This is a genomic window from Acinetobacter baumannii, from assembly GCF_009759685.1.
GTDB lineage: Bacteria > Pseudomonadota > Gammaproteobacteria > Pseudomonadales > Moraxellaceae > Acinetobacter > Acinetobacter baumannii.
This window is the reverse complement of sequence record NZ_CP046654.1, coordinates 2141937-2162393: the sequence shown is the minus strand read 5'-3', so window position 1 is coordinate 2162393 and position 20457 is coordinate 2141937. Positions and strand designations below refer to the sequence as shown.

The window sequence follows — 20457 nt, the reverse complement described above, 5'->3', positions numbered from 1 at the left end:
GTCATGAGTGAAAAATTGCAAAAAGTATTAGCGCGAATCGGATTAGGTTCTCGCCGATATATGGAAGAGGTTATTGCCGCAGGACGCGTGAGTGTGAACGGCCGCGTTGCCCAAGTTGGCGAGCGCATTGAACCAGGCGATGAATTACGCATTGATGGCCGTAAAGTTCAGTTCCAGATCGAAGATGAAATTCGTCGTCGTGTACTGATTTATTATAAACCAGAGGGTGAAATCTGTTCACGTAATGACCCTGAAAAGCGTCCAACCGTATTTGATCATTTACCACAAATTGCAAATGACCGTTGGGTAATGGTAGGCCGTCTAGATATTAACAGTACAGGTTTATTACTTTTTACAAACGATGGCGAGCTTGCTAACCGCTTAATGCACCCATCTAATGAAATTGAACGTGAATACGCTGTACGTGTAATGGGTGAAGTAACACCACAATTACGTCAAAACATGGTCAACGGTGTAGAGCTTGAAGATGGCCCTGCCAAATTCGAATCTTTCTCTGAAATTGGTGGTGAAGGTATTAACCGCTGGTATCAAGTTGTAGTGAAAGAAGGCCGTAACCGTGAAGTACGACGTATTTTTGAATCACAAGGCCTTAAAGTAAGCCGCTTATTGCGTACTCGTTACGGTACAGTCATTTTACCGCGCGAATTACGTACTGGTCGCTGGATGGAACTCGACAAAACTGACATCGACAACTTGGCAAAATCTGTTGAGTTAAAACCACGTCAAGGTACAGGCTTATTTGGTATGGCAAAACGTCGCACCGAACGTATGACAGAAAAGCCAATGGCAGCACGCCGTGGTGGTTACTTACGTCAGCAACGTCGTGATGATGAAAAAGAAGCGCCAGCTAACACAAGTAATCAGCGCAAATCGACTGGTTTTAACCGTGGATTTAAAAAGTTCTAAGTAAAGCTTTTAAATCAAAAAACCGCTCAATTTAGAGCGGTTTTTTATGGCCTAATTTTTTAATTCATTCATTTTTGCTAATTCAATCCATTCAGCTTCAGGGAAATGAATGGCTAAATAGTCCTTCAAATAATTTGAAGTATCTTGAGAGATTAATGGATCTTTTGATTCATCTTTTAGGTTGTAAACCAAAGCTTTTAATTTCAGACCACGTGACTTAAGTGCCTCGAGACTAAGCAATGTATGGTTAATACTCCCCAAACGACCAGACGTCACCAAAATAACAGGAAACTGATGCTGAGCAACGTAATCAATAGTAAGTAAACTGGTGGTTAAGGGTACCATTAAGCCACCTGCACCTTCTAACAATACAATTTCAAAACGTTCAGCCAATGTTTGAGTCGCATTCTCAATTTTTTGAAAATCGATCTCTCGGTTATCAAGACGCGTTGCTAAATGAGGTGAAGCAGGATAACTAAAGATTTCCGGCATAGTCAGCTTGTCATGATCTTCCTGAAACCAACCTTGCCCCATAATTTCACGATGCTTCTGGATATCCTCTGAGATATCAGCATTACCTGTCTGAATAAGTTTTTGGGTAATTACTTTTTTACCCTGCTCAGTCCATAATTTTGCTAAGAAACCTGTCGCGTAGGTTTTACCAATTTCGGTATCAATCCCACTCACAAAATAGATCTGGCCACTCATTTACTTCATTCTCCGGGCAATACAATAAATCGGGTGATATGTTAGGGAGTACCCCTCGGTGTGCTTAAACCGGTCATAATCTTGATAAAACTGCTGTAAAGATTGCTTAGTCCAACGATGCTGAGCAGTTGCCGTTACACCTGTTGCTTTTAAATGCTGCAACACAGCTTTAGGCGAATCGAAATAAAGCTGAGTTTCTGACTGTGCCAAATGCAAAATCTCAAAACCAGCCTGAGTTAAGGCACTATTCCAATTTTCAAGATTCCAATAATTTAAACCTTGCCCAGTTAGCTCTTTAATTTCAATGAGGTTTTTAGGACCAAATGTTGAAAAGCATAGCCAGCCTTGCTCATTTAAAGCAGCATAGCAATGTTGAAGTAGCCGTGGTAAATCTTGCATCCATTGCAAAGCTGAACCGGAAACAATCATATCAAGCTGCTGAGGGAATTCTAAGGTTTCAACGTCTCCAATTAACCATTTCACATGTTCTTCATGATTAAAGTGCTGTTGTACCTCTGCATACAAATCATTTAAAACTAAATTTTCAATTTGAAAAGATTCAACAAGCAGACGAGTTAAATTGCCAGAACCACAACCAATTTCAAAGACACGTGACATCGTGCTTGGACAAAATTGCTTTAGTAAGTTCGTTAAGTTTTGGCAAATTTGTTTTTGGACAATTGCATGCTTTGAATAGCTTTGCCCTGCTTTAGCAAAACGTTGGGCAACCAAATTTTTATTCAAACTCACAGGAAACTCACCAATGCTTCAAGTTCATGTTGCTCAACCATTGATGTTAAGGAAATGCGCAAACGCGAACTATTTTTAGGTACTGTTGGTGGACGTACAGGCATGGCATAAAAACCGCTTTCCTGAACCTGTTTCGCCTTATCGATAGCAGCCTGACTTTCTCCCACAATCACTGGAATAATATGGCTGGTCGATGGACTCACATACCCCTTTTGCACCACTGCTTGTTGAAGATATTGGCTAATATTTTTTAAATGTTCACGTTGAGATTGAGCCATTAATACTTTTTTAAAAATAAAATTTGCCCATGCCATAACAATCGGAGGTTGAGCGGTACTAAAAATAAGCGGACGCATTTTATTAATGAGATAATCTTTAATAATTGGATGGCAAATAATATAACCACCGACTGCTGCTAGCGCTTTACCCAAGGTACCAACTAGAAAATCAATTTCCTGAATTACATTATATTGTTCGGCACATCCTAAACCTTGCTGTCCACGTACGCCAATTGAATGCGCTTCATCGACATATAACATGGTTTTAGCAAAGCGTTTTTTAAGCTGGACTAAAGCGGTTAAATCTGTTTCATCGCCATCCATACTAAAAATACTTTCCGTGACCACAATAATTCGTTCAATCTGGTCATCATCATGATACTTTTGTAGAAGTTGCTCTAAATGCTGTAAATCATTATGTCGATAGCGCACATACTGGGCACCAGACAAACGGATCCCATCAATCATACTGGCATGAACTAACTTATCTGCCAGAATTAAAGTTTTACTATCAGCAACAGCGGGCAAAATACCAATATTCATATGGTAGCCACTATTAAATAATAGAGCCGCCCGACCACCAAATGCTTGGCTTAGGCTATTTTCCAACTGTTCATATTCATCAAAATTGCCCGTTAATAAACGTGAAGATGAAGAACTAAAATAGCTGCGTTCTAATGGATAGCAATCTAAAAATTCTTGGCGAAGATCAATATCAGCTGCCAACCCAAGATAGTCATTTGAAGCTAAGTTGAGCATCGTTTTATTTTGAATCGTAATAAAACGGCCATGCTGCACATTTTGGGTAAATTGTCTGAAATTACCTTGTCGTTTTAACTCATCTAACTCTGTAGCAAAATGATCGAGCAATGACATCTTAATGTGCCCCCTGCATCGTTTTAACTACTTCAACCAACTGTTCGAGCAAGCCACTTAACTCTTGTTGAGTGATGACATAAGGCGGCATGACATAAACTAATTTTCCAAAAGGACGAATCCAGATTCCACGCTCTACAAATTGTTGCTGTAAAGTTTTCATATCGACATTAAAGGTGAGTTCTACCACACCAATTGCACCGAGCACTCTTACATCAGCAACATAATCAAGCTGGCTTAAAGGCATTAAATATTGGCTAAGCTGTTGCTCAATTCGCTTAATATTGGCCTGCCAATCTTGCTCAATTAATAATTGCGTACTTTTTAAAGCAACGGCACAAGCGAGTGGATTGGCCATAAAAGTTGGGCCGTGCATAAATACCCCAGCCTCACCGCGACTAATGGTTTCTGCTACATGCTTTGTCGTTAAGGTCGCAGACAAAGTCATATAACCGCCTGTTAACCCTTTACCTAGGCACATAATATCTGGCTCAACTTGTGCATGTTCCCAAGCGAAAAGCTTACCGGTACGACCAAAACCAGTGGCAATTTCATCAAAAATTAATAACAGATGATATTGTTCACAAAGCGCTTTAGCCTGACGTAAATATTCAGGGTGATAAAAGCGCATGCCCCCTGCACCTTGGACAATCGGCTCAATAATAAGTGCAGCAAGGTTTTCATGATTTTGCTGAATAGCTTGCTCTAACTCGGCAATATCTTCTCGGTTCCACTCCTCATGAAATTTGGTTTGCGGAGCTGCTACAAAAAGACGGTTCGGTAAGCTGGTACCAAAAATCTGATGCATGCCTGTCACTGGATCACAAACAGACATCGCATTCCATGTATCACCGTGATAACCAGAACGTGTAGTAATAAAATTTGTTTTTTGTGGCTGGCCTTGTGCTGTCCAGAATTGCACAGCCATTTTCAAAGCAACTTCAACGGCAACGGAACCTGAGTCTGCATAAAAAATTTTATCGAGACTCGGCGGTGTAATTTTTAAAAGAATTTTGCCAAGTTCAATAGCAGGATCATGAGTTAAACCGCCAAACATGATATGAGACATATTTTGTAGCTGGTCGGTCACTGCCTGATTAAGTTCAGGGTGGTTATAGCCATGAATTGCACACCACCAAGATGACATACCATCAATTAAAGTTCTACCATCATCAAGTTCAATCGTTGCTCCATAGGCACGCTTCACTTTAAATGTGGGTAAAGGTTGGGTCATTGAAGTATATGGATGCCAAATATGTTCCAAATCAAAATTATCGGTCATCCTCTATACCTTTTTACAGCAATCAAATCTTTCATTTAGCACATGTTAAACCTGTTAAGAATGAAAGAAAATTGCGAGATCAATCAAAGCTTATGAACTTTGCTGATGAATTGTTAAAAATTGGCAGATTTCTTCAATTGTTCTTTCTACCTGTAAGTAGGGAAAAGCATGTGTAGCATCTTTTATTAGCTTATAACTCATGTTTTCTGTCGCTATATCTTTAAAATTTTCCATAATCTTGCAAGGAATGACATTATCCTGTTCAGCAAACAGGTGAAGCTGTCGTCCTGGATAGGTTTTCAAATTATCTACCAAATTTAGCTGCTCAAGCATTTGCAAACCTTCTAACAACAGTTTATTTGAGGGCGGATTTGCTATGTTTTGTACACTAAGCCAATCTTGTTTTGCCTGAGATGAGCCAAGTGTAATTAAATAATAAAAACGTTTTAAAGTAGCTTGGGGATTCTGTAAAAAGGATGCTTTAAATTGACTAAATACATCAGCAGGCATAGCAGTATGCCACGAGGTATTAGCCACAAAACAAGGATTAGAGGCAAGCGTAATTAACGTTTTAGTTTGGCCCGTTTGTTTATAAAAAAAGTCAATCAGGTATGTTGCTAACTGTCCACCTAAAGACCAACCTACAACCACATCAATATCAGTTAAAAAATCAAGCTGATCGTGAAAGCCACCATCTAAAACATTAAAAATATTAATAAGTTGCGTGTCACACCCAGCTTTCGTTAAACCTAATTTTAACGATTGCAAAGGTTCTATTCCTACTCCCCAACCTGTAATCAATAAAATTTTATTTTGTAACTTCATATGCACGCTCAAAGACAAATTTATAGAAATTATATATTAATATCAATTTAAAATATCTTTTAAAATCAATATAAAATTTGAATTCAAAAAAGTAAAATCAACTATTTAGGGCTGTTAAATATTCTGAAATATATTGATAAATAAGGCCTAAAATATTTATATGAAATATACAAAAATTTAATTATCTAAACATTGAAGCAAATCAAAAAACAACATAATCCACACTTCACCCATAAATCCATTATGCAATGTAATTAATGTTAATACTTATGTTTTTTTATTAAAAAAAATGACTCATCAATTCATTTTAATGTTAGAAGATTAAATATTGATCAAAAAAATATGGGCAGGCAAATATGAACAGTCAAAGTATAATATCTGATGGGAGAGAAAAAGATACATATTTTGTTACACCCAATGATATTATAAATACCTTACCTACAGATAAAAATTATTGTTTATTTCTGGATATTGATGGAACATTAGCTCCATTTCAAATTCATCCTGAGCATAGTTTTATTCCAAATACCACCTTAGAAGTTATAAAAAAAATTATTGAATTAAATATACCGGTGATTGCTGTAACAGGACGTGATGTTGAAACAGCGAGTAAGCTACTTCAGTCTATTGAATTACCTATAGCGGGCTTACATGGTTTAGATATTTATTTTGATTCTGATACTTATATTCGCCCGGATTTAAGCGATATTAATTTTCAAAAATTAAAAGAAGATATTATAAATTCTTGTGAAAAATATCCCGATTTATTAATTGAGGATAAAGGAAATTCTATTGCTTTACATTATCGAAAAAACCCGGAATTAGAAAATAATGCAATTTATATTATGCAACAGATTAAATATTTTTATCCTCAATTAAAATTAAATAGAGGGAAATTTGTCGTTGAATTATTACCTAAACAGGCAGATAAAGGTAAAGCAATACAAACAATATTAAATCATCTTAATTTACCGTTAATTCACCCCATATTTATAGGAGATGATTTAACGGACGAATCAGGTTTCACTTTTATTAATCAACAGTTTGGCACTTCAATTAAAGTAGGTTCTGGTGAAACAGAAGCTCAATATAGATTAAAAGATATTAATAGTGTTTCTAATTTTCTTTTTTTCTTCCTAGAAAAAATAAAAAAGTTATACGTCAAAAATAGTCAAGATCAGAATGGAGAACAAATATGTCTAAATTAATCGTGTTATCGAATCGAATTAGTATGCCATCGGGTAAGGCTTCAGCAGGTGGCCTTGCAGTAGCTGTACAAGACGCATTAAATGATAGTAACGGCATTTGGTTAGGCTGGAATGGTCAGCAAATTACCGATACTGAAGCGCCTGAATTCGATCAGGCATATTCTCATGGGATCGACTACATTACCTGCCCTCTTACACATCAGCAATATGCACAGTACTACTGTGGTTTTGCCAATAAAGTATTATGGCCAGCCATGCATGATCGGGATGACCTGATCGAATATAATGCAGAAGAATATAATACCTATCAAAAGGTCAATCGTTTATTTGCTGAAAAATTACAACAGATTGCTCAGCCTGATGATCTTATTTGGGTGCATGACTATCACTTTTTCAGCGTAGCTCGTCATTGCCGTGAATTAGGTATGCAAAATAAAATCGGTTTCTTTTTGCATATTCCTTTCGCAAGCTTAAATATCTGGCGCAAGATCCCAGTTGCACTACAGTTGGTCCAAGATCTTTGCCAATATGATGTGATTGGTTTACAAACTCAAACCGATCAGAACACCTGTATGCAAACTTGTATGGGCTTACTTGAAGCTCAAAAAATACTAAGCGACAGAATCAGCTATAAGAAACGTCAAATCTTGATTAAGTCCTATCCTATCGGTGTTCAGCCAGAGCTTATTCAGCGCCAAGCACAACAGGCCTTTCATACACCATACGTATTTAACTTTGAAGATATACCACGTCAAAAAACAATTATTGGGGTTGACCGGATTGATTATTCAAAAGGTTTACTTGAACGTTTCAATGCATTTGCAACTTTCCTTGAAACTAATCCTGAATATCATGGATTGGTACGTCACCTTCAAGTTGCAACTCCTTCACGTACAGATATTCCAGCCTATCAACGCTTATACCAACGCTTTAAGGCCAAATTAGAGCTGATTAATGAAGAGTTTGCTCATGAAGATTGGCGACCTATCGATTGTTGCTTCGACACAGTTCAACATGACAGCTTGATGCATATTTATCGTCGTTCTGACATTTGCTGGATTAGCTCATTACGTGATGGTATGAATTTGGTCGCAAAAGAATATATTGCGGCTCAAGATCCAGAGAACCCAGGTGTGCTGATTTTATCTAAATATGCTGGTGCTGCTGAACAAATGACTCAAGCATTGATTGTTGATCCATTAGATAGAGCAGCCATGATGGATTCTTTAAAAACCGCTCTAGAGATGTCAAAAGCTGAACGTATTAATCGTTATGAACAGTTAATAGAAGGTTTAGCAGCTACTGACCTGAGCGATTGGCGAAATAATTTCTTGAAGGATTTAGAAAATTCTCCGACATTCACAAAGTCTAAGTTGTCCTTACAAGAAAAGTATCAACCTACTTACCATGTCTTATAATAATTTAAGCTTATGGAACATCGAGGATGTTTTTCTCGATGTTCCGCGGCTGGTAAGCAAGCTTAAATTACTTTGCCTTCACAAGAGTAAAGCGATTGAGTATAGCAATCATGGTTAATAAAACCGCCACTCCTGATAAGACGGTGGTTAGGCTAGTCCACTGGCCAATCAAACCAATTAAGGCTGGGCCACTTAATGAACCTGTATAAGCAATCGTTGACACTAAAGACAGTGCCGCTGCTTTAGGCATATCATTTTGGCGTCCAACACGAGAGAACATGACTGGTACAATATTAGAACAGCCTAAACCTAAAAGTGCATAACCCAATACGACAACTTGCCAAACAGGTGCCATCACAATAGTGACCATAGCAAGAGCAGCAACAATTGCACTATAAGTCACAATAGTTTTCTCACCCCACTGTTTTAACAAGATATGCCCTGCAAAACGACCACTTGTCATACTAAGCGCGAAGAAAGTATAAGCCAGCCCAGCAAATGCAGGATTAAGCTGGTATTTACTAGTTAAATAAATACCACCCCAGTCCATTGCCGCACCTTCTGACAAAAAGGCAATGAAACACATCATCCCAATCAAAAGGATCGTACCATTCGGACGTGAAGATTTTTTAGGCGCGTCAGTTATTTCCGCTGCACCTTGTTCATCTTGCTCAAATGTTGTTAAGGCAGATGGAATGGCAACAAAGCTCACCACCAATAAAACCATGACTACAGACAATGTGCTCATGAGTGGTGAAAGGCCAATTGCTAATAGTGCAGTGACAAGCATGGCACCGATTAAACCGCCAAGGCTACACATACCATGAAAACTAGACATGAGCGCACGTAAGCTGTGCTTTTCCACCACAACTGCTTGTAAATTGATAGCAACGCCAAGACTACCTGCTGCCGTACCAAAAATGAATAACGCTACAGCCATCGATACAAGACTATGCCAGATCGTTAAACTTGGTAGTAATATCATCAAGAGTATGGTTGCCACAGCAATTAATGGACGACATCCCCAACGCTTAACTAATGCCCCAGTCGCAGGCATAGCAATCATTGAGCCGATTCCCATACAAAGCAGCAATAAACCAAAATTTGCATGATTTAGGTTTAAACGTTGCTGAGCATACGGAATAAGTGGTGCCCATGCAGATATCGCAAAGCCCAAGCTAAAAAAGCTAAGACGAGTTGCTAATCGTTGTGTACTTAAGAGAGTAGCTGTATCTAAAACAGCAGGTTTGGAAAATAACATATACGCGAAGCTCACCATAAAACCATTGGCGATCCATACCAACCGATTCCCCATAGAAAAACCCTTGCCTCATTAAATTTCTAGGCAAGGGTTTTTGTTGGCGAAATTATATCCAATTCCACAAAAAAAACATGGAGTCTGATACAAATTTTCTGACTTTTTTGTAACTGCCAAAGCCTTATGTAGTAAGGCTTTGAATATATTCAATTTGGCAAAATTAACATTTAAATGGTGACTTCATTTTATTAAAATGAGCCAATAAAAAACCCAGCCTAGGCTGGGTTTTTCAAGTCATTAAATTTGAGACTGGATATAATTTTGCAGGCCAATCAGTTCAATTAAACGCAACTGTTTTTCAAGCCAGTAAGTATGGTCTTCTTCAGTATCTGATAATTGTTGACGTAACATGTCACGACTGATGTAGTCGCCTTTTTCTTCACAAAGTTTAATACCTGTCGCTAATTTTTCACGCACATGATATTCAAGTGCTAAATCAGCTTTTAAGCAAGATACAACGTCTGTACCAACATTGATATCTTCACGATGCATGTTTGGTTTGGCACCTAAAAATAATACACGACGAATAATCGCATCGGCGTGAGACGCTTCTTCTTGCATCTCATGGTCAATACGTTCATAAATCTTGTTTAAGCCCCAATCTTCATACATACGAGAATGGATTAAATATTGATCACGGGCAGCCAACTCTCCGCCAATGAGCATATTTAAATAGTCTATGACTTCTGGATTGCCACGCATAATAAATCTCCTATCGTATGAGTCTATTATGGGCAAACTTAAAAATGATTGCAAAACAAAAAATAGTTAAGTTTATGATTTTTATCAAATTAAAATGAGAAACATACGCATTTGCAGTTTAAGTTATTTAAATTTCCTTTGCAAAAAGAAACGCTTGTCCGATTTATAAGCTCAGACAAGCGTTCAAATATAGCAAAAACCATCAATTTATAAATTTGTAACTAAAATCAATGGTTCTTATTTCGCTATACTTTTAGCTCAAAGTTTGCCCATAGCCTGCCATGAGTGATAAGAAATCTGTTTCATTCATGACGGGAATACCTAACTTCGCAGCTTTTTCTAATTTTGAACCCGCCTTCTCACCAGCAACTACACATTTTGTTTTGCTAGAAACACTCCCACTTACTCGTGCACCTAATGCCTGTAGCATTTGAGTGGCCTGATCACGGGTCATTTGTTCTAATGTACCTGTAAGTACCCAGCTTTCACCATTTAAAGGTTGACGCGTTGGTGCTGTTGGTGCATCCCAATGAATTCCTGCGGCAATTAAACGATCGAGTACTTCAATGTTATGCGGTGCCAAGAAAAAGTCAGCAATCCACTCTGCTGTAATATCCCCTACATCTGGGGTTTTCTTTAAAGCTTCTACATTCGCAGCTTTAAGTGCCTCTAGCGTCTGAAATGTATTTGCTAACATTCTAGCCGTTGTTTCACCTACTCCACGAATACCTAATGCATAAATAAAACGTGCTAGAGTTGTTTTCTTACTTGCTTCAATCGCATCTATTAGGTTCTGTACTGACTTTTCTCCCATTTTTTCGATGCCCAAGAGAGTTTCTCTGTGCTCATGCAAATGGTAAATATCAGCAACATCTTTAAGTAAATCGAGACGTAATAAAGATTCTACCCAACGATCTCCCAAGCCCTCGATATCCATCGCTTTACGCGATACAAAGTGACGAATGGCTTCAATACGCTGTGCGGCACAATATAAACCGCCTGAACAACGTGCGAGAGCCTCACCTTCAGGCATCACTACAGGCGAAGCACATACTGGGCAGGACTCTGGTAAATGAACAACTTCTGCTTCAGCAGGACGGAACTCCGGCCAAACTTTTTCTACTTTAGGAATCACGTCACCCGTACGATATACACTTACCGTATCGCCAATGCGTACATCCAGACGATGAATTTCCCCAATATTATGCAACGTTACGTTAGAAACAGTCACACCACCCACAAAAACAGGGTTTAAGCGTGCTACAGGGGTCAAAGTCCCTGTACGCCCTACTTGCCAGTCAATCTGCTCAACTGTAGTTAATGCAGCTTGTGCCGGGAATTTATAAGCAGTTGCCCAGCGTGGTTCACGACTTAAGAAACCAAGCTGCTGTTGTTGTTTTAGGTCATCAACCTTCACCACCATGCCATCAATTTCAACTTGCAAGTTTGGACGTTCTTGCTGAATTTGCTCATAGCGCTGCTGTACTTCTTGAATTGAATTACACAAGTACTGACGCTCAGCAATTTGGAACCCAAGTTCCGTTAACCATTGCAAGCTATCATGCATGGTTGTTAGGCCATGATTTGGTTCACACTGTGCAATCCCATACGCATAAAATGCCAAAGGTCGAGCAGCAGCAATATTTGGATCAAGTTGTCTTAAACTTCCAGCGGCTGCATTTCGAGGGTTAGCGAAGGTTTTTTCTCCCTTTGCTTCTTGGTCAGCATTGAGTTTTTCAAAACCAGACTTTGGCATCAATACTTCACCACGTACTTCAAGTAGACGAGGTATTTCATATTTTTCTGAATGCAGAACTTTAGGTAAGTTACGAATGGTTTTAACGTTTTGAGTAATGTCTTCACCCGTTTCGCCATCCCCACGGGTTACGCCGCGAACGAGTACACCATTTTCATACCATATTGAAATCGCAAGGCCATCGAGTTTTAACTCAACTTCATATTGTACTTTCTGGTTCGGAAGTCGCTCTTCTACACGGCGTGCAAATGCAAATAAATCTTCTTGGTTAAATACATTACCAAGTGAAAGCATTGGCACCACATGCGTCACACTCTCAAATTTTGAAAGCGCTTGACCACCTACTTTCATTGTTGGTGAGTCGGCTTGTACAAGTTCCGGATATTGTTCTTCTAAAGCTTTTAACTGATGAAATAAATGATCATATTCACTGTCCGAGATTGTCGGCTGATCCATGACATAGTAGGCATGGTTATGCTTTGCAATCAGTTGAATAAGCTGACGCATCTGTTCGATCACGGAAGTTATTGCCATTATTTTATTCACCATAAAAAAGGGTGGAAATTTCTCCACCCTGAGCTGCGACTAGATATATTGCAATTATCGCAACCTATACCAAAAATTTAAACTAGGCTGTTGCCTGTGCTGGACGATAATCAATCACATGATGGCGCCAATGTTCTTTTAACTGTGGCGTAAATTCAAGGTTATTTTCATCATAAACCTTACCATCAATTTCACGAGCAATAAGGCCTGCAATACTGGTCATCATGTCAAAACCGGTAACAGCTTTGCTGTTTGGAAGTGCAAGGAAAAATGCTAAGCCTTGAACTTGTTCAGTCGATAAAGTTTCTAAATCGAAACCAGCAGGACCATTATCAGTCATACGCAATACAGAGAACATCAGTGCACTTGGCTCATCGGTATTTTCATAGCGGTGGAAACAAGACATTTCACCGTAACGTAGACCATATTTTAAAAGCACTTTCAGTGCTTTATCACCCGATAACGCACGGCGCGGATTTGGATATACATTTAATGCGATAATCTGCTCAGCCATTGCTAACGCACTTTCGTCATCAAAACGCTGCTGCTCATGTAAATGTACATCAAGAATGTTGCTTTCACCTTCAAACTCAGCAATTTCAGCAGTTTCGATATTTGGATTTAAGCTTAATTCCGGCTCAGTTTTCGGTTGCCCTTCTGCAACTTTTGGTTCTGATGAGCTAACAACTTCTGGTTCAGCAGAAACGGTATCAACTAACTCAACTGAACTATTTTCACTTACAGTTGGGCTAACAGTATTTTCTTCAGCTTTAACTTCTTCTACTTCTACTGGCGTATTTTCAACGGGTACTTGTGTCTGGACTGTTTGAGCTTGTGAAGCCTGTTCTAGTTCTTTTGTTCCCTTTTCTTCTGACTGTGCTGGCTCGCTTAAAGTTGGTTCCACTCGTTCAGCAACGGCTGCTGACGCAACAGTAACTTCTGGCTGTTCAAGTTGATCTCGTACATGACGAGGGATAACCGGTTGATTACTTTCAGGATTAATATGCAAATCACTGTCTAGCGAGGGTTCAGCATGGTTCGGCTTTTTTAAAATCATTCTTAAGCCAATTAGCATGATAATAATGGCAACAACGATGCCAATAATCGTATTGATTTCCATTCTATGACTCCGAAACTAACCCGTATTCTTTTGCCTGTTCTAAATTGACAGTGACTAATTTTGATGTACCCGGTTCAGGCATGGTTACACCCAACAAGTCAGTTGCCATGGTCATCGCCAGCTTATTATGTGTAATGTAAATGAATTGTACATGTTCAGAAAGCTCTTTTACCAAATTACAATATCTCTGTACATTCGCATCGTCGAGTGGAGCGTCCACTTCATCGAGTACACAAAACGGTGCCGGATTTAACCTGAAAATAGCAAATACTAATGCTAACGCTGTTAACGCTTTTTCTCCACCGGAAAGTAATGCTAGAGAACTGTTTTTCTTACCTGGGGGTCTCGCCATGAGCTTAACCCCAGATTGCCAATCATCCTCAAGGCTTAAACTGGCTTCACCACCATTAAAAACTTTTGGAAATAGATTTTGTAACTCTTGATTAATCTGATCAAAAGTCGACATAAACAACTTACGGGTTTCTTGGTCAATGCTCTTCATCGCATCTTTTAACTGAGTTACCGTATTTTCCAAGTCTTGAATCTGGTGGCTCAACTCATCAAAACGCTGAGAAACTTCTTCAAACTCTTGTGAAGCAGCTAAGTTAACTGCACCGATTTTTTCAAACTGTTTCTGTACTTTTTCTAGTTTTTGCTGGTGTTCATTTAAATCTATTTTCAAACCCGTTTGAAGCTCGGCATTTAACTCTTTGAGCTGTTCTTGATAGTGCTCACGGTCCGACTTGGCGGCTTGCCATGCTAAACGTTTGGCTTCAAGCTGCTCTCTAAGCTTTTCATCTTGCTGTTGGTATTGATGGCGTTGGTCTGTAAGCGTTTGTTGCTTCTCTTGGACACTATTAAGCTCAATCTGCCATTCATTCCATGTCTTTTGCAGCTTTTCGGTTTGAGCAAATTGTTGTTGAAACTCTGACTCAAGGTTTGGCAGCTCTAACTGAATAGGGTCCACAAACTTTTTCGCCTGTTCCATTTGCGCTGTAATTTGTTGATATTGGCTCTGCAAGAACGAAATATCTTTTTCAAGCAGCTCAATTTGTTGAGTTGTCTGCGTACTATTACGTCGTAAAATCTCACGTTCTTGTTGTTGCTGTTGTAAGACTTGTTGCTGTTCCTCAAGCTGCTCTGTTAATTCTTCTACCTGAAATTGCAAAGTTTTATAGTCAGGTAAAATAGTTTCGAGCTTCATTGCCAATGCATGCAAATCAATTTCAAGATCATCTTTTTGCATCGCATCTTCTTCAAGCTGCGTATCTAATTGAGCGAGTTGATCTTTCAATTGCTGTTTTTGCAATAAAAATGCTTGTGCTGCGGTTTGTTGCTTGGCAATTTGTACATCAAGCTGTTGCAAGTCTTTTTGTTTTTGTTTAATGACTTGTTGTTTTTGCTGTAGGTCAACTTGTAACTGTCCTAGCTCATCTTTTTGCTGAACTATAATTTGATCTAATGCTTGTAATTCTGGTTGCTGCTTTTGAAGAACTTGTTCAATTTCGTCTAGACGAATACGATGACTGAGCATACCTTGCGCACTTTGACTTTCGTCATCATACATAAGAGCAATTACCCAATCTTGCCCGACATGATAACCATCTAAAGTCAAAATAGACTGGCCATATTGCAGTTGCTTTTGTTCATTTAAAGCATGAGATAAATCTTGTGCAATCGCTACATTCGAGAATATTGATAGCTGTGGCGATGCAATCCAATCATTCAAGCAAGTCAGGTTCCCCTTAAATTTGCTTGATTGCTCTGAAGGCTTTAACTGGCGAGCAATTCCTTCCTGAAAGGCTTGTTCAGTTTCAACAATATGTGCCTGTAACCATTTTGCTAAAAACTTTTCAATAATTTGTGCGTGTGGTTTGCCCTGCTCTGTTAACTCTAGAGCCTGCATTAAACGTAGCGTATCTTGGTTTTGCTTTGGACTTTGTTTAGCAACAAGCTGGCTTAAGTTTTTCTGCTCTGATAATAAAACCTGTATTTCTGTTTTTAACGTTTGCTGCTGGTTTTTATTTACCTGATGCGCTTGTTGAGCTTGTTCAATACGCTGCACATACTGCTCAATTTCAGCTTCTAGCGTTGAGATTTCACGACAAAGCTGCTGCTGTAATTGCTCAAGCTCGCCTTGTTCATCTTCGTGTACTTGCGATTGGATCTGGTTTGCTTGATGTTGCAGCGTTTCTTTTTGCTGTTCAATGCGCTGAACATTTTTGCCTAATTGCTCGATTTGAGCAGACATTTGCATTTTTTGCTGCTGTTGTTTTTCAACCTGAGCTTTTACTTGCTCAAATTGTTGCTGCGCTTGCCGTTGCTGTGATTGTAAACTGGCAAAATTTTGCTCTGCTTCAGCTGCTGTATGCTCAACTGCTGTTAAAGCTTCAGTTTGTTCTTCTAACTGGCTATTCAGTGTTTCAAGCTGTAATTCAGAAAGCTGTAAACGTTCTTTCGTTTGAGCTTTTTGTTGTTCCAATTGAACAAGGGTTGTACTGTTTTGCTGAAATAAACTCTGTTTTTGTTCCAGAGTCATTTTCAACTCAGATAATTTTTTTTCGGCTTGTTGCCATTCTTGTTGTAGTGGTGAAGATTGCTGAATAAGTCTCTGAAATAAAGCACTGGTAGATTCTAAATCATGTTCAATCGTACTTAATTCTGAACGAACTAATTTAAAAGTTTCTCCCAGTTCGTTCATTTGAACAGTATATTCTTCTTGTAGGCGTACACTTTTCTCTGCCTGAAAAGACAAAATTTCAATTTTGAGTGTACGAATCTGGTTTTCTAACGTTTTATATTGAACCGCTGCTTCTGACTGACGCTTAAGTGTTTTAAGCTGCGATTTTAACTCAAGCGCAATATCTTCTAAACGTGAAAGGTTTTGCTCCGTATGTTCAAGGTGCTGCAAGGTTTCGCGGCGACGCGCCTGATAGCGGGAAACACCTGCTGCCTCCTCAATGAAAATACGCATTTCTTCAGGTTTGGCATCAACCAAGCGGTTAATCATGCCTTGTTCAATGACTGCGTAAGAGCGTGGCCCTAACCCTGTGCCCAAGAAAATGTCAGTAATATCACGGCGGCGGCAACGTGTACCATTTAAGAAATACTCAGATTTACCTTCGCGAGTTACCTGACGACGAACTGCGAGCTCATTATAAGCATTATAAGCTCCACCTAATTTGCCATAGGTATTGTCAAAATGCAGTTCTACACTGGCAACACCAACTGGCTTACGCTTGGATGTTCCGGTAAAAATAACATCTTGCATGCTACCACCACGTAGCTGACGAGCGTTTGACTCCCCCATCACCCAGCGGATTGCATCAATAACATTGGATTTGCCACAACCATTTGGACCAACCACTGCTGTGCGGTTCGCCTTAAAATTTAAAGTTGTACTATCTGCAAAAGATTTAAAGCCGGAAAGTTTTAAACTGCTTAAACGCATAATGCCCTAACTAGCGGCGTGAGCGTCTCGCCCAAGCCAATTCAATCTGTTTCATTCGTGTCAGCGATTCCAACACAAGGTTACGTAAGTGTCGACAAAAATCTTCCATAAATAAAGCGGCTTGTTGTGATTTTCGGATCAAAATTGCATCAGTCACGAGTTTAAATAATGCAAACGCTTCTTGTAGTTCCCGTTTAGAGGTATTTAGCGTCAAAAAATAACTACGACGTAATGATGGTAATAATTCTTTATAAAATTTCATTAAATAAGGATTACCGACCATATCTTGTTGTTCAGCAAGATATTGGAAAATAGCATCGTAGAATTTTTCGATATCGCCTGCTTTTACATGCTCAAGAAGCTGTTCTAACAAGAGTTGTAATTGATCAGCTTCATGGGCACGCCATGTTTCGCTTATGCGTTGTACAATATGCCCCAATAACATCATATTTGTATCAAACAACGCTTTGACCTGTTGTGCCGACATTTCCGAAACAATTGCACCACGACGCGGAAAAATTTCAATGAGATGCGTACGCTCGAGTAATAATAGCGCCTCACGAACTGATCCCCTACTTACGTCAAGCTCTTTAGCGATACGAAGCTCTTGTATACGTTCGCCTTCAACCAATTCGCCACTAATAATCTGTTCGCTAATATATTTGACAATTTGCTCAGAAAGACTTTCTGTCTCTTCGAGATTCATAAATCACCCGCTACTTTTTATATGCATTAATCCATGCTTTTCTTTCGCATCCTTGTTTTTAACTGATCTCATCCATTAAAAACTATGTCATTGTCTGACAATTTTATTGCATTTTAAGCCAACCCACCCAAAATCTATACAGAAATCGGATGAAAAACTCACCTTTAATCTTTTCAAGTCTTCAAATAAAAAAAGCTTAAACCGTGAGAGTCTAAGCTTTCTTTTCTATATATTTTTAATAAAACGTTTTTAATTCATAAAACCTTTATAAATAAAGTAACTGCCGACCACGACTAACAAGCAAGCAAAGCATTTTTTTAGCATTTGTGGTGACAATGCGTGGGCAACCTTAGCCCCAAGTTTAGCGGTGACAAAACTCATGACACTAATACCAATAAAAGCATAGATATGGATATATCCAATCGTATTAGGTACAGAAATGTGCTCTTTAGCACCAAACCACATAAAACCAATTGCACCTGCAATAGCAATAGGTAAACCACAAGCAGCAGAGGTCGCAACTGCTTTTTGCATGACTACGCCATGACGGTTTAAATATGGAACGGTTAAACTTCCTCCCCCAATTCCAAAAATTGCAGAGGCAATACCAATGCCTCCACCCGCCATGAATTGCATAGGGGTTGAAGGAAGCTGACGTGTTGGGTCAACCACAACATGGGCTCCTTTGAACATCCGATAAGCCATCACAACAGCAAAGACACCAATAAGAAGCTGTAAATGCTGTCCAGACAAAAGGTCGGCAATACCTGCACCTAAAAAGGAACCAATCACTAGTCCCGGTGCTAAATTACGAAAAACAGGCCAGAGGACTGCACCTTTTTTATGATGAGCCGAAACTGAACTAAAGGAAGTCACAATAATGGTTGCTAGGGAGGTTCCGACTGCAATATGCATGATTACCGCGGGATCATAGTGCAACTGGGTAAAAACGACATAGAGAATTGGTACAATAATTAGTCCACCACCAACTCCAAACAGTCCGGCAGTAAAACCAGCAATTGCGCCAATGAGTAAATATATGATTAACTCCATAAATGTTTTACCACTCTGCTCATATTCAACATGGATTTAGAGACTCGCCAACTACAACAACTTTTAAGCGCAAAAAACCAGCTTCCAGAAGTGGTTTTATTAAAAGCAACCACAACTTCGACCAATGATGATATTCGTGAAATTGCCCAAAAAGGCATTACAACAGGCTTGGTTTGCAGTGCTCAACAAACTCAAGGGCGAGGTCAACATCAACGGCAATGGATTTCACCTGAAGGAAACATTTATTTAAGCACATTGGTGCAAACTCGAACACCCTTAGATGGTCGCTTAGCACTTGAAGTTGCGTTGAATATTTTGCAAATTCCACAGCTACAACCTTTGAGTCTACAAGTGAAATGGCCAAATGATTTGTATAGTACACAAGGAAAATGGGGCGGAATTTTGGTTGAACCTCTTTCCCAACATCAGGCGATTGTAGGTGTAGGTATTAATTTAAAAACACCACCAGTCACTGATAGTGATCAACCGATCACGTCTCTAGAAGATTTAGGCCTAGAGCAAATGAGTCGTCTTGAGTTAATTTCAGAGCTTTATGTTGCAATTCAAAATGCAGCCCGCTGGTTTGATCACGGTTGTTATAACCTTGCAGGACGTTTTAACCACCATGCTGCATGGCTTAATCAGTTAGTTCAGTTCGAACATAGTCAAGGACTGGTATATGGCCGTTTCGTTGGAATCTCTAATGAAGGTGCGGTGATTATTGAAACTCCTGAACCACAGCAGTTTTATCAAGGTCGTCTAAGACCACAAACCACTCAGTAATCAGGTATTTTCCTATGAAAAGTTTATGGCTTGATATCGGAAACACCCGTTTAAAATACTGGATTACTGAAAATCAGCAAATTATTGAACATGCAGCTGAGTTACATTTACAGTCTCCTGCCGATTTATTACTGGGATTAATCCAACACTTTAAACATCAAGGCTTGCATCGTATTGGGATTTCTTCGGTTCTCGATACCGAAAATAATCAGCGTATTCAGCAAATTCTAAAATGGCTAGAAATTCCTGTTGTTTTTGCCAAAGTGCATGCTGAATATGCAGGTTTACAATGTGGCTATGAAGTACCAAGTCAGCTCGGGATTGACCGCTGGCTACAGGTACTTGCTGTTGCTGAGGAAAAAGAAAACTATTGCATTATTGGTTGCGGAACTGCGCTGACCATTGATTTAACCAAAGGCAAACAGCATTTAGGCGGTTATATTCTGCCAAACCTTTATTTACAGCGTGATGCGCTGATTCAAAATACCAAAGGTATTAAAATTCCCGATTCGGCTTTTGATAATCTAAATCCGGGTAATAACACCGTAGATGCAGTACATCATGGTATTTTACTGGGCCTCATTAGTACGATTGAAAGCATTATGCAACAATCACCTAAAAAACTACTCCTCACAGGTGGCGATGCTCCTCTTTTTGCAAAATTTCTACAGAAGTACCAACCTACTGTTGAAACAGATCTTTTGCTTAAAGGGTTACAACAATATATTGCCCATTATCCTAAAGACTAGA

17 protein-coding genes are annotated in these 20457 nt (G+C 39.1%); 5 read left to right on the top strand and 12 right to left on the bottom strand.

All coding sequences use genetic code 11. From position 1 onward, the window contains the following. The first annotated feature begins 3 nt into the window (after positions 1-3). Entirely contained in the window at positions 4-927 is a 924-nt protein-coding gene (gene rluB / locus GO593_RS10240) for a 23S rRNA pseudouridine(2605) synthase RluB (protein WP_001291250.1), read from the top strand. A 51-nt stretch (positions 928-978) separates the two neighbouring features. Here rluB and bioD read toward each other — a convergent pair whose 3' ends face one another. The 5 genes from bioD to GO593_RS10215 form a co-directional block, all read right to left on the bottom strand. Further along, positions 979-1635, bottom strand: coding sequence for a dethiobiotin synthase (gene bioD, locus GO593_RS10235; RefSeq protein ID WP_000016600.1), 657 nt, complete (start codon positions 1633-1635; stop codon positions 979-981). Continuing rightward, on the bottom strand, positions 1636-2385 hold the full coding sequence (gene bioC / locus GO593_RS10230; RefSeq protein WP_000055887.1) for a malonyl-ACP O-methyltransferase BioC: 750 nt from the start codon (positions 2383-2385) through the stop codon (positions 1636-1638). Continuing rightward, positions 2382-3539, bottom strand: a complete 1158-nt coding sequence (locus GO593_RS10225; RefSeq protein WP_000054324.1) for an 8-amino-7-oxononanoate synthase — start codon at positions 3537-3539, stop codon at positions 2382-2384. The genes bioC and GO593_RS10225 overlap by 4 nt, the downstream gene beginning before the upstream one ends. A gap of 1 nt (position 3540) precedes the next feature. After that, positions 3541-4821: an adenosylmethionine--8-amino-7-oxononanoate transaminase gene (bioA, locus tag GO593_RS10220; RefSeq protein WP_000131443.1), complete on the bottom strand. Its 1281-nt coding sequence runs from the start codon at positions 4819-4821 to the stop codon at positions 3541-3543. 90 nt (positions 4822-4911) lie between these two features. Next, positions 4912-5646, bottom strand: coding sequence for an alpha/beta hydrolase family protein (locus GO593_RS10215; RefSeq protein ID WP_000776130.1), 735 nt, complete (start codon positions 5644-5646; stop codon positions 4912-4914). Between the two features lie 356 nt (positions 5647-6002). On the opposite strand from GO593_RS10215, the gene otsB reads away from it, so the two are divergent. Together otsB and GO593_RS10205 are read left to right on the top strand one after the other, a co-directional pair. Further along, entirely contained in the window at positions 6003-6854 is an 852-nt protein-coding gene (otsB, locus tag GO593_RS10210) for a trehalose-phosphatase (RefSeq protein ID WP_001088233.1), read from the top strand. After that, a complete protein-coding gene (locus GO593_RS10205; protein ID WP_000040106.1) occupies positions 6842-8272 on the top strand; it encodes an alpha,alpha-trehalose-phosphate synthase (UDP-forming) in 1431 nt (476 codons plus the stop codon). The genes otsB and GO593_RS10205 overlap by 13 nt, the downstream gene beginning before the upstream one ends. Positions 8273-8339: 67 nt before the next feature. On the opposite strand, the gene GO593_RS10200 is transcribed toward GO593_RS10205, so the two are convergent. From GO593_RS10200 to GO593_RS10170, 7 genes are all read right to left on the bottom strand, one after another. Then, positions 8340-9533: an MFS transporter gene (locus GO593_RS10200; RefSeq protein ID WP_100223353.1), complete on the bottom strand. Its 1194-nt coding sequence runs from the start codon at positions 9531-9533 to the stop codon at positions 8340-8342. A 294-nt stretch (positions 9534-9827) separates the two neighbouring features. Continuing rightward, positions 9828-10292, bottom strand: a complete 465-nt coding sequence (gene ftn / locus GO593_RS10195; RefSeq protein ID WP_001214863.1) for a heteropolymeric bacterioferritin subunit Ftn — start codon at positions 10290-10292, stop codon at positions 9828-9830. Between the two features lie 253 nt (positions 10293-10545). Continuing rightward, a complete protein-coding gene (gene ligA / locus GO593_RS10190; protein WP_001018837.1) occupies positions 10546-12582 on the bottom strand; it encodes an NAD-dependent DNA ligase LigA in 2037 nt (678 codons plus the stop codon). A gap of 94 nt (positions 12583-12676) precedes the next feature. Beyond that, positions 12677-13714, bottom strand: a complete 1038-nt coding sequence (locus tag GO593_RS10185; protein WP_000405211.1) for a cell division protein ZipA C-terminal FtsZ-binding domain-containing protein — start codon at positions 13712-13714, stop codon at positions 12677-12679. Between the two features lies 1 nt (position 13715). Continuing rightward, on the bottom strand, positions 13716-17165 hold the full coding sequence (gene smc / locus GO593_RS10180) for a chromosome segregation protein SMC (RefSeq protein ID WP_001239967.1): 3450 nt from the start codon (positions 17163-17165) through the stop codon (positions 13716-13718). A 10-nt stretch (positions 17166-17175) separates the two neighbouring features. After that, on the bottom strand, positions 17176-17871 hold the full coding sequence (locus GO593_RS10175; protein ID WP_001047228.1) for a GntR family transcriptional regulator: 696 nt from the start codon (positions 17869-17871) through the stop codon (positions 17176-17178). Positions 17872-18120: 249 nt separating this feature from the next. Then, on the bottom strand, positions 18121-18924 hold the full coding sequence (locus tag GO593_RS10170; RefSeq protein ID WP_000420176.1) for a sulfite exporter TauE/SafE family protein: 804 nt from the start codon (positions 18922-18924) through the stop codon (positions 18121-18123). Positions 18925-18954: 30 nt separating this feature from the next. On the opposite strand from GO593_RS10170, the gene GO593_RS10165 reads away from it, so the two are divergent. Further along, positions 18955-19707 carry a biotin--[acetyl-CoA-carboxylase] ligase gene (locus GO593_RS10165; protein ID WP_000362827.1) on the top strand — a complete coding sequence of 251 codons (753 nt, stop codon included), beginning with the start codon at positions 18955-18957 and terminating at the stop codon, positions 19705-19707. Positions 19708-19721: 14 nt separating this feature from the next. Further along, complete coding sequence (locus tag GO593_RS10160) at positions 19722-20456, top strand: pantothenate kinase (RefSeq protein WP_000839416.1); 735 nt, start codon at positions 19722-19724, stop codon at positions 20454-20456. Position 20457: the final 1 nt, after the last annotated feature.

What these genes read in the sequence shown, in the direction of transcription:
- GO593_RS10185 (WP_000405211.1), bottom strand. Translation starts at nt 13,714, where the DNA reads ATGGAAATCAATACGATTATTGGCATCGTTGTTGCCATTATTATCATG.
- bioA (WP_000131443.1), bottom strand. Translation starts at nt 4,821, where the DNA reads ATGACCGATAATTTTGATTTGGAACATATTTGGCATCCATATACTTCA.
- GO593_RS10200 (WP_100223353.1), bottom strand. Translation starts at nt 9,533, where the DNA reads ATGTTATTTTCCAAACCTGCTGTTTTAGATACAGCTACTCTCTTAAGT.
- ligA (WP_001018837.1), bottom strand. Translation starts at nt 12,582, where the DNA reads ATGGCAATAACTTCCGTGATCGAACAGATGCGTCAGCTTATTCAACTG.
- GO593_RS10205 (WP_000040106.1), top strand. Translation starts at nt 6,842, where the DNA reads ATGTCTAAATTAATCGTGTTATCGAATCGAATTAGTATGCCATCGGGT.
- GO593_RS10165 (WP_000362827.1), top strand. Translation starts at nt 18,955, where the DNA reads ATGGATTTAGAGACTCGCCAACTACAACAACTTTTAAGCGCAAAAAAC.
- ftn (WP_001214863.1), bottom strand. Translation starts at nt 10,292, where the DNA reads ATGCGTGGCAATCCAGAAGTCATAGACTATTTAAATATGCTCATTGGC.
- GO593_RS10215 (WP_000776130.1), bottom strand. Translation starts at nt 5,646, where the DNA reads ATGAAGTTACAAAATAAAATTTTATTGATTACAGGTTGGGGAGTAGGA.
- GO593_RS10170 (WP_000420176.1), bottom strand. Translation starts at nt 18,924, where the DNA reads ATGGAGTTAATCATATATTTACTCATTGGCGCAATTGCTGGTTTTACT.
- bioD (WP_000016600.1), bottom strand. Translation starts at nt 1,635, where the DNA reads ATGAGTGGCCAGATCTATTTTGTGAGTGGGATTGATACCGAAATTGGT.
- GO593_RS10175 (WP_001047228.1), bottom strand. Translation starts at nt 17,871, where the DNA reads ATGAATCTCGAAGAGACAGAAAGTCTTTCTGAGCAAATTGTCAAATAT.
- GO593_RS10160 (WP_000839416.1), top strand. Translation starts at nt 19,722, where the DNA reads ATGAAAAGTTTATGGCTTGATATCGGAAACACCCGTTTAAAATACTGG.
- GO593_RS10225 (WP_000054324.1), bottom strand. Translation starts at nt 3,539, where the DNA reads ATGTCATTGCTCGATCATTTTGCTACAGAGTTAGATGAGTTAAAACGA.
- otsB (WP_001088233.1), top strand. Translation starts at nt 6,003, where the DNA reads ATGAACAGTCAAAGTATAATATCTGATGGGAGAGAAAAAGATACATAT.
- smc (WP_001239967.1), bottom strand. Translation starts at nt 17,165, where the DNA reads ATGCGTTTAAGCAGTTTAAAACTTTCCGGCTTTAAATCTTTTGCAGAT.
- rluB (WP_001291250.1), top strand. Translation starts at nt 4, where the DNA reads ATGAGTGAAAAATTGCAAAAAGTATTAGCGCGAATCGGATTAGGTTCT.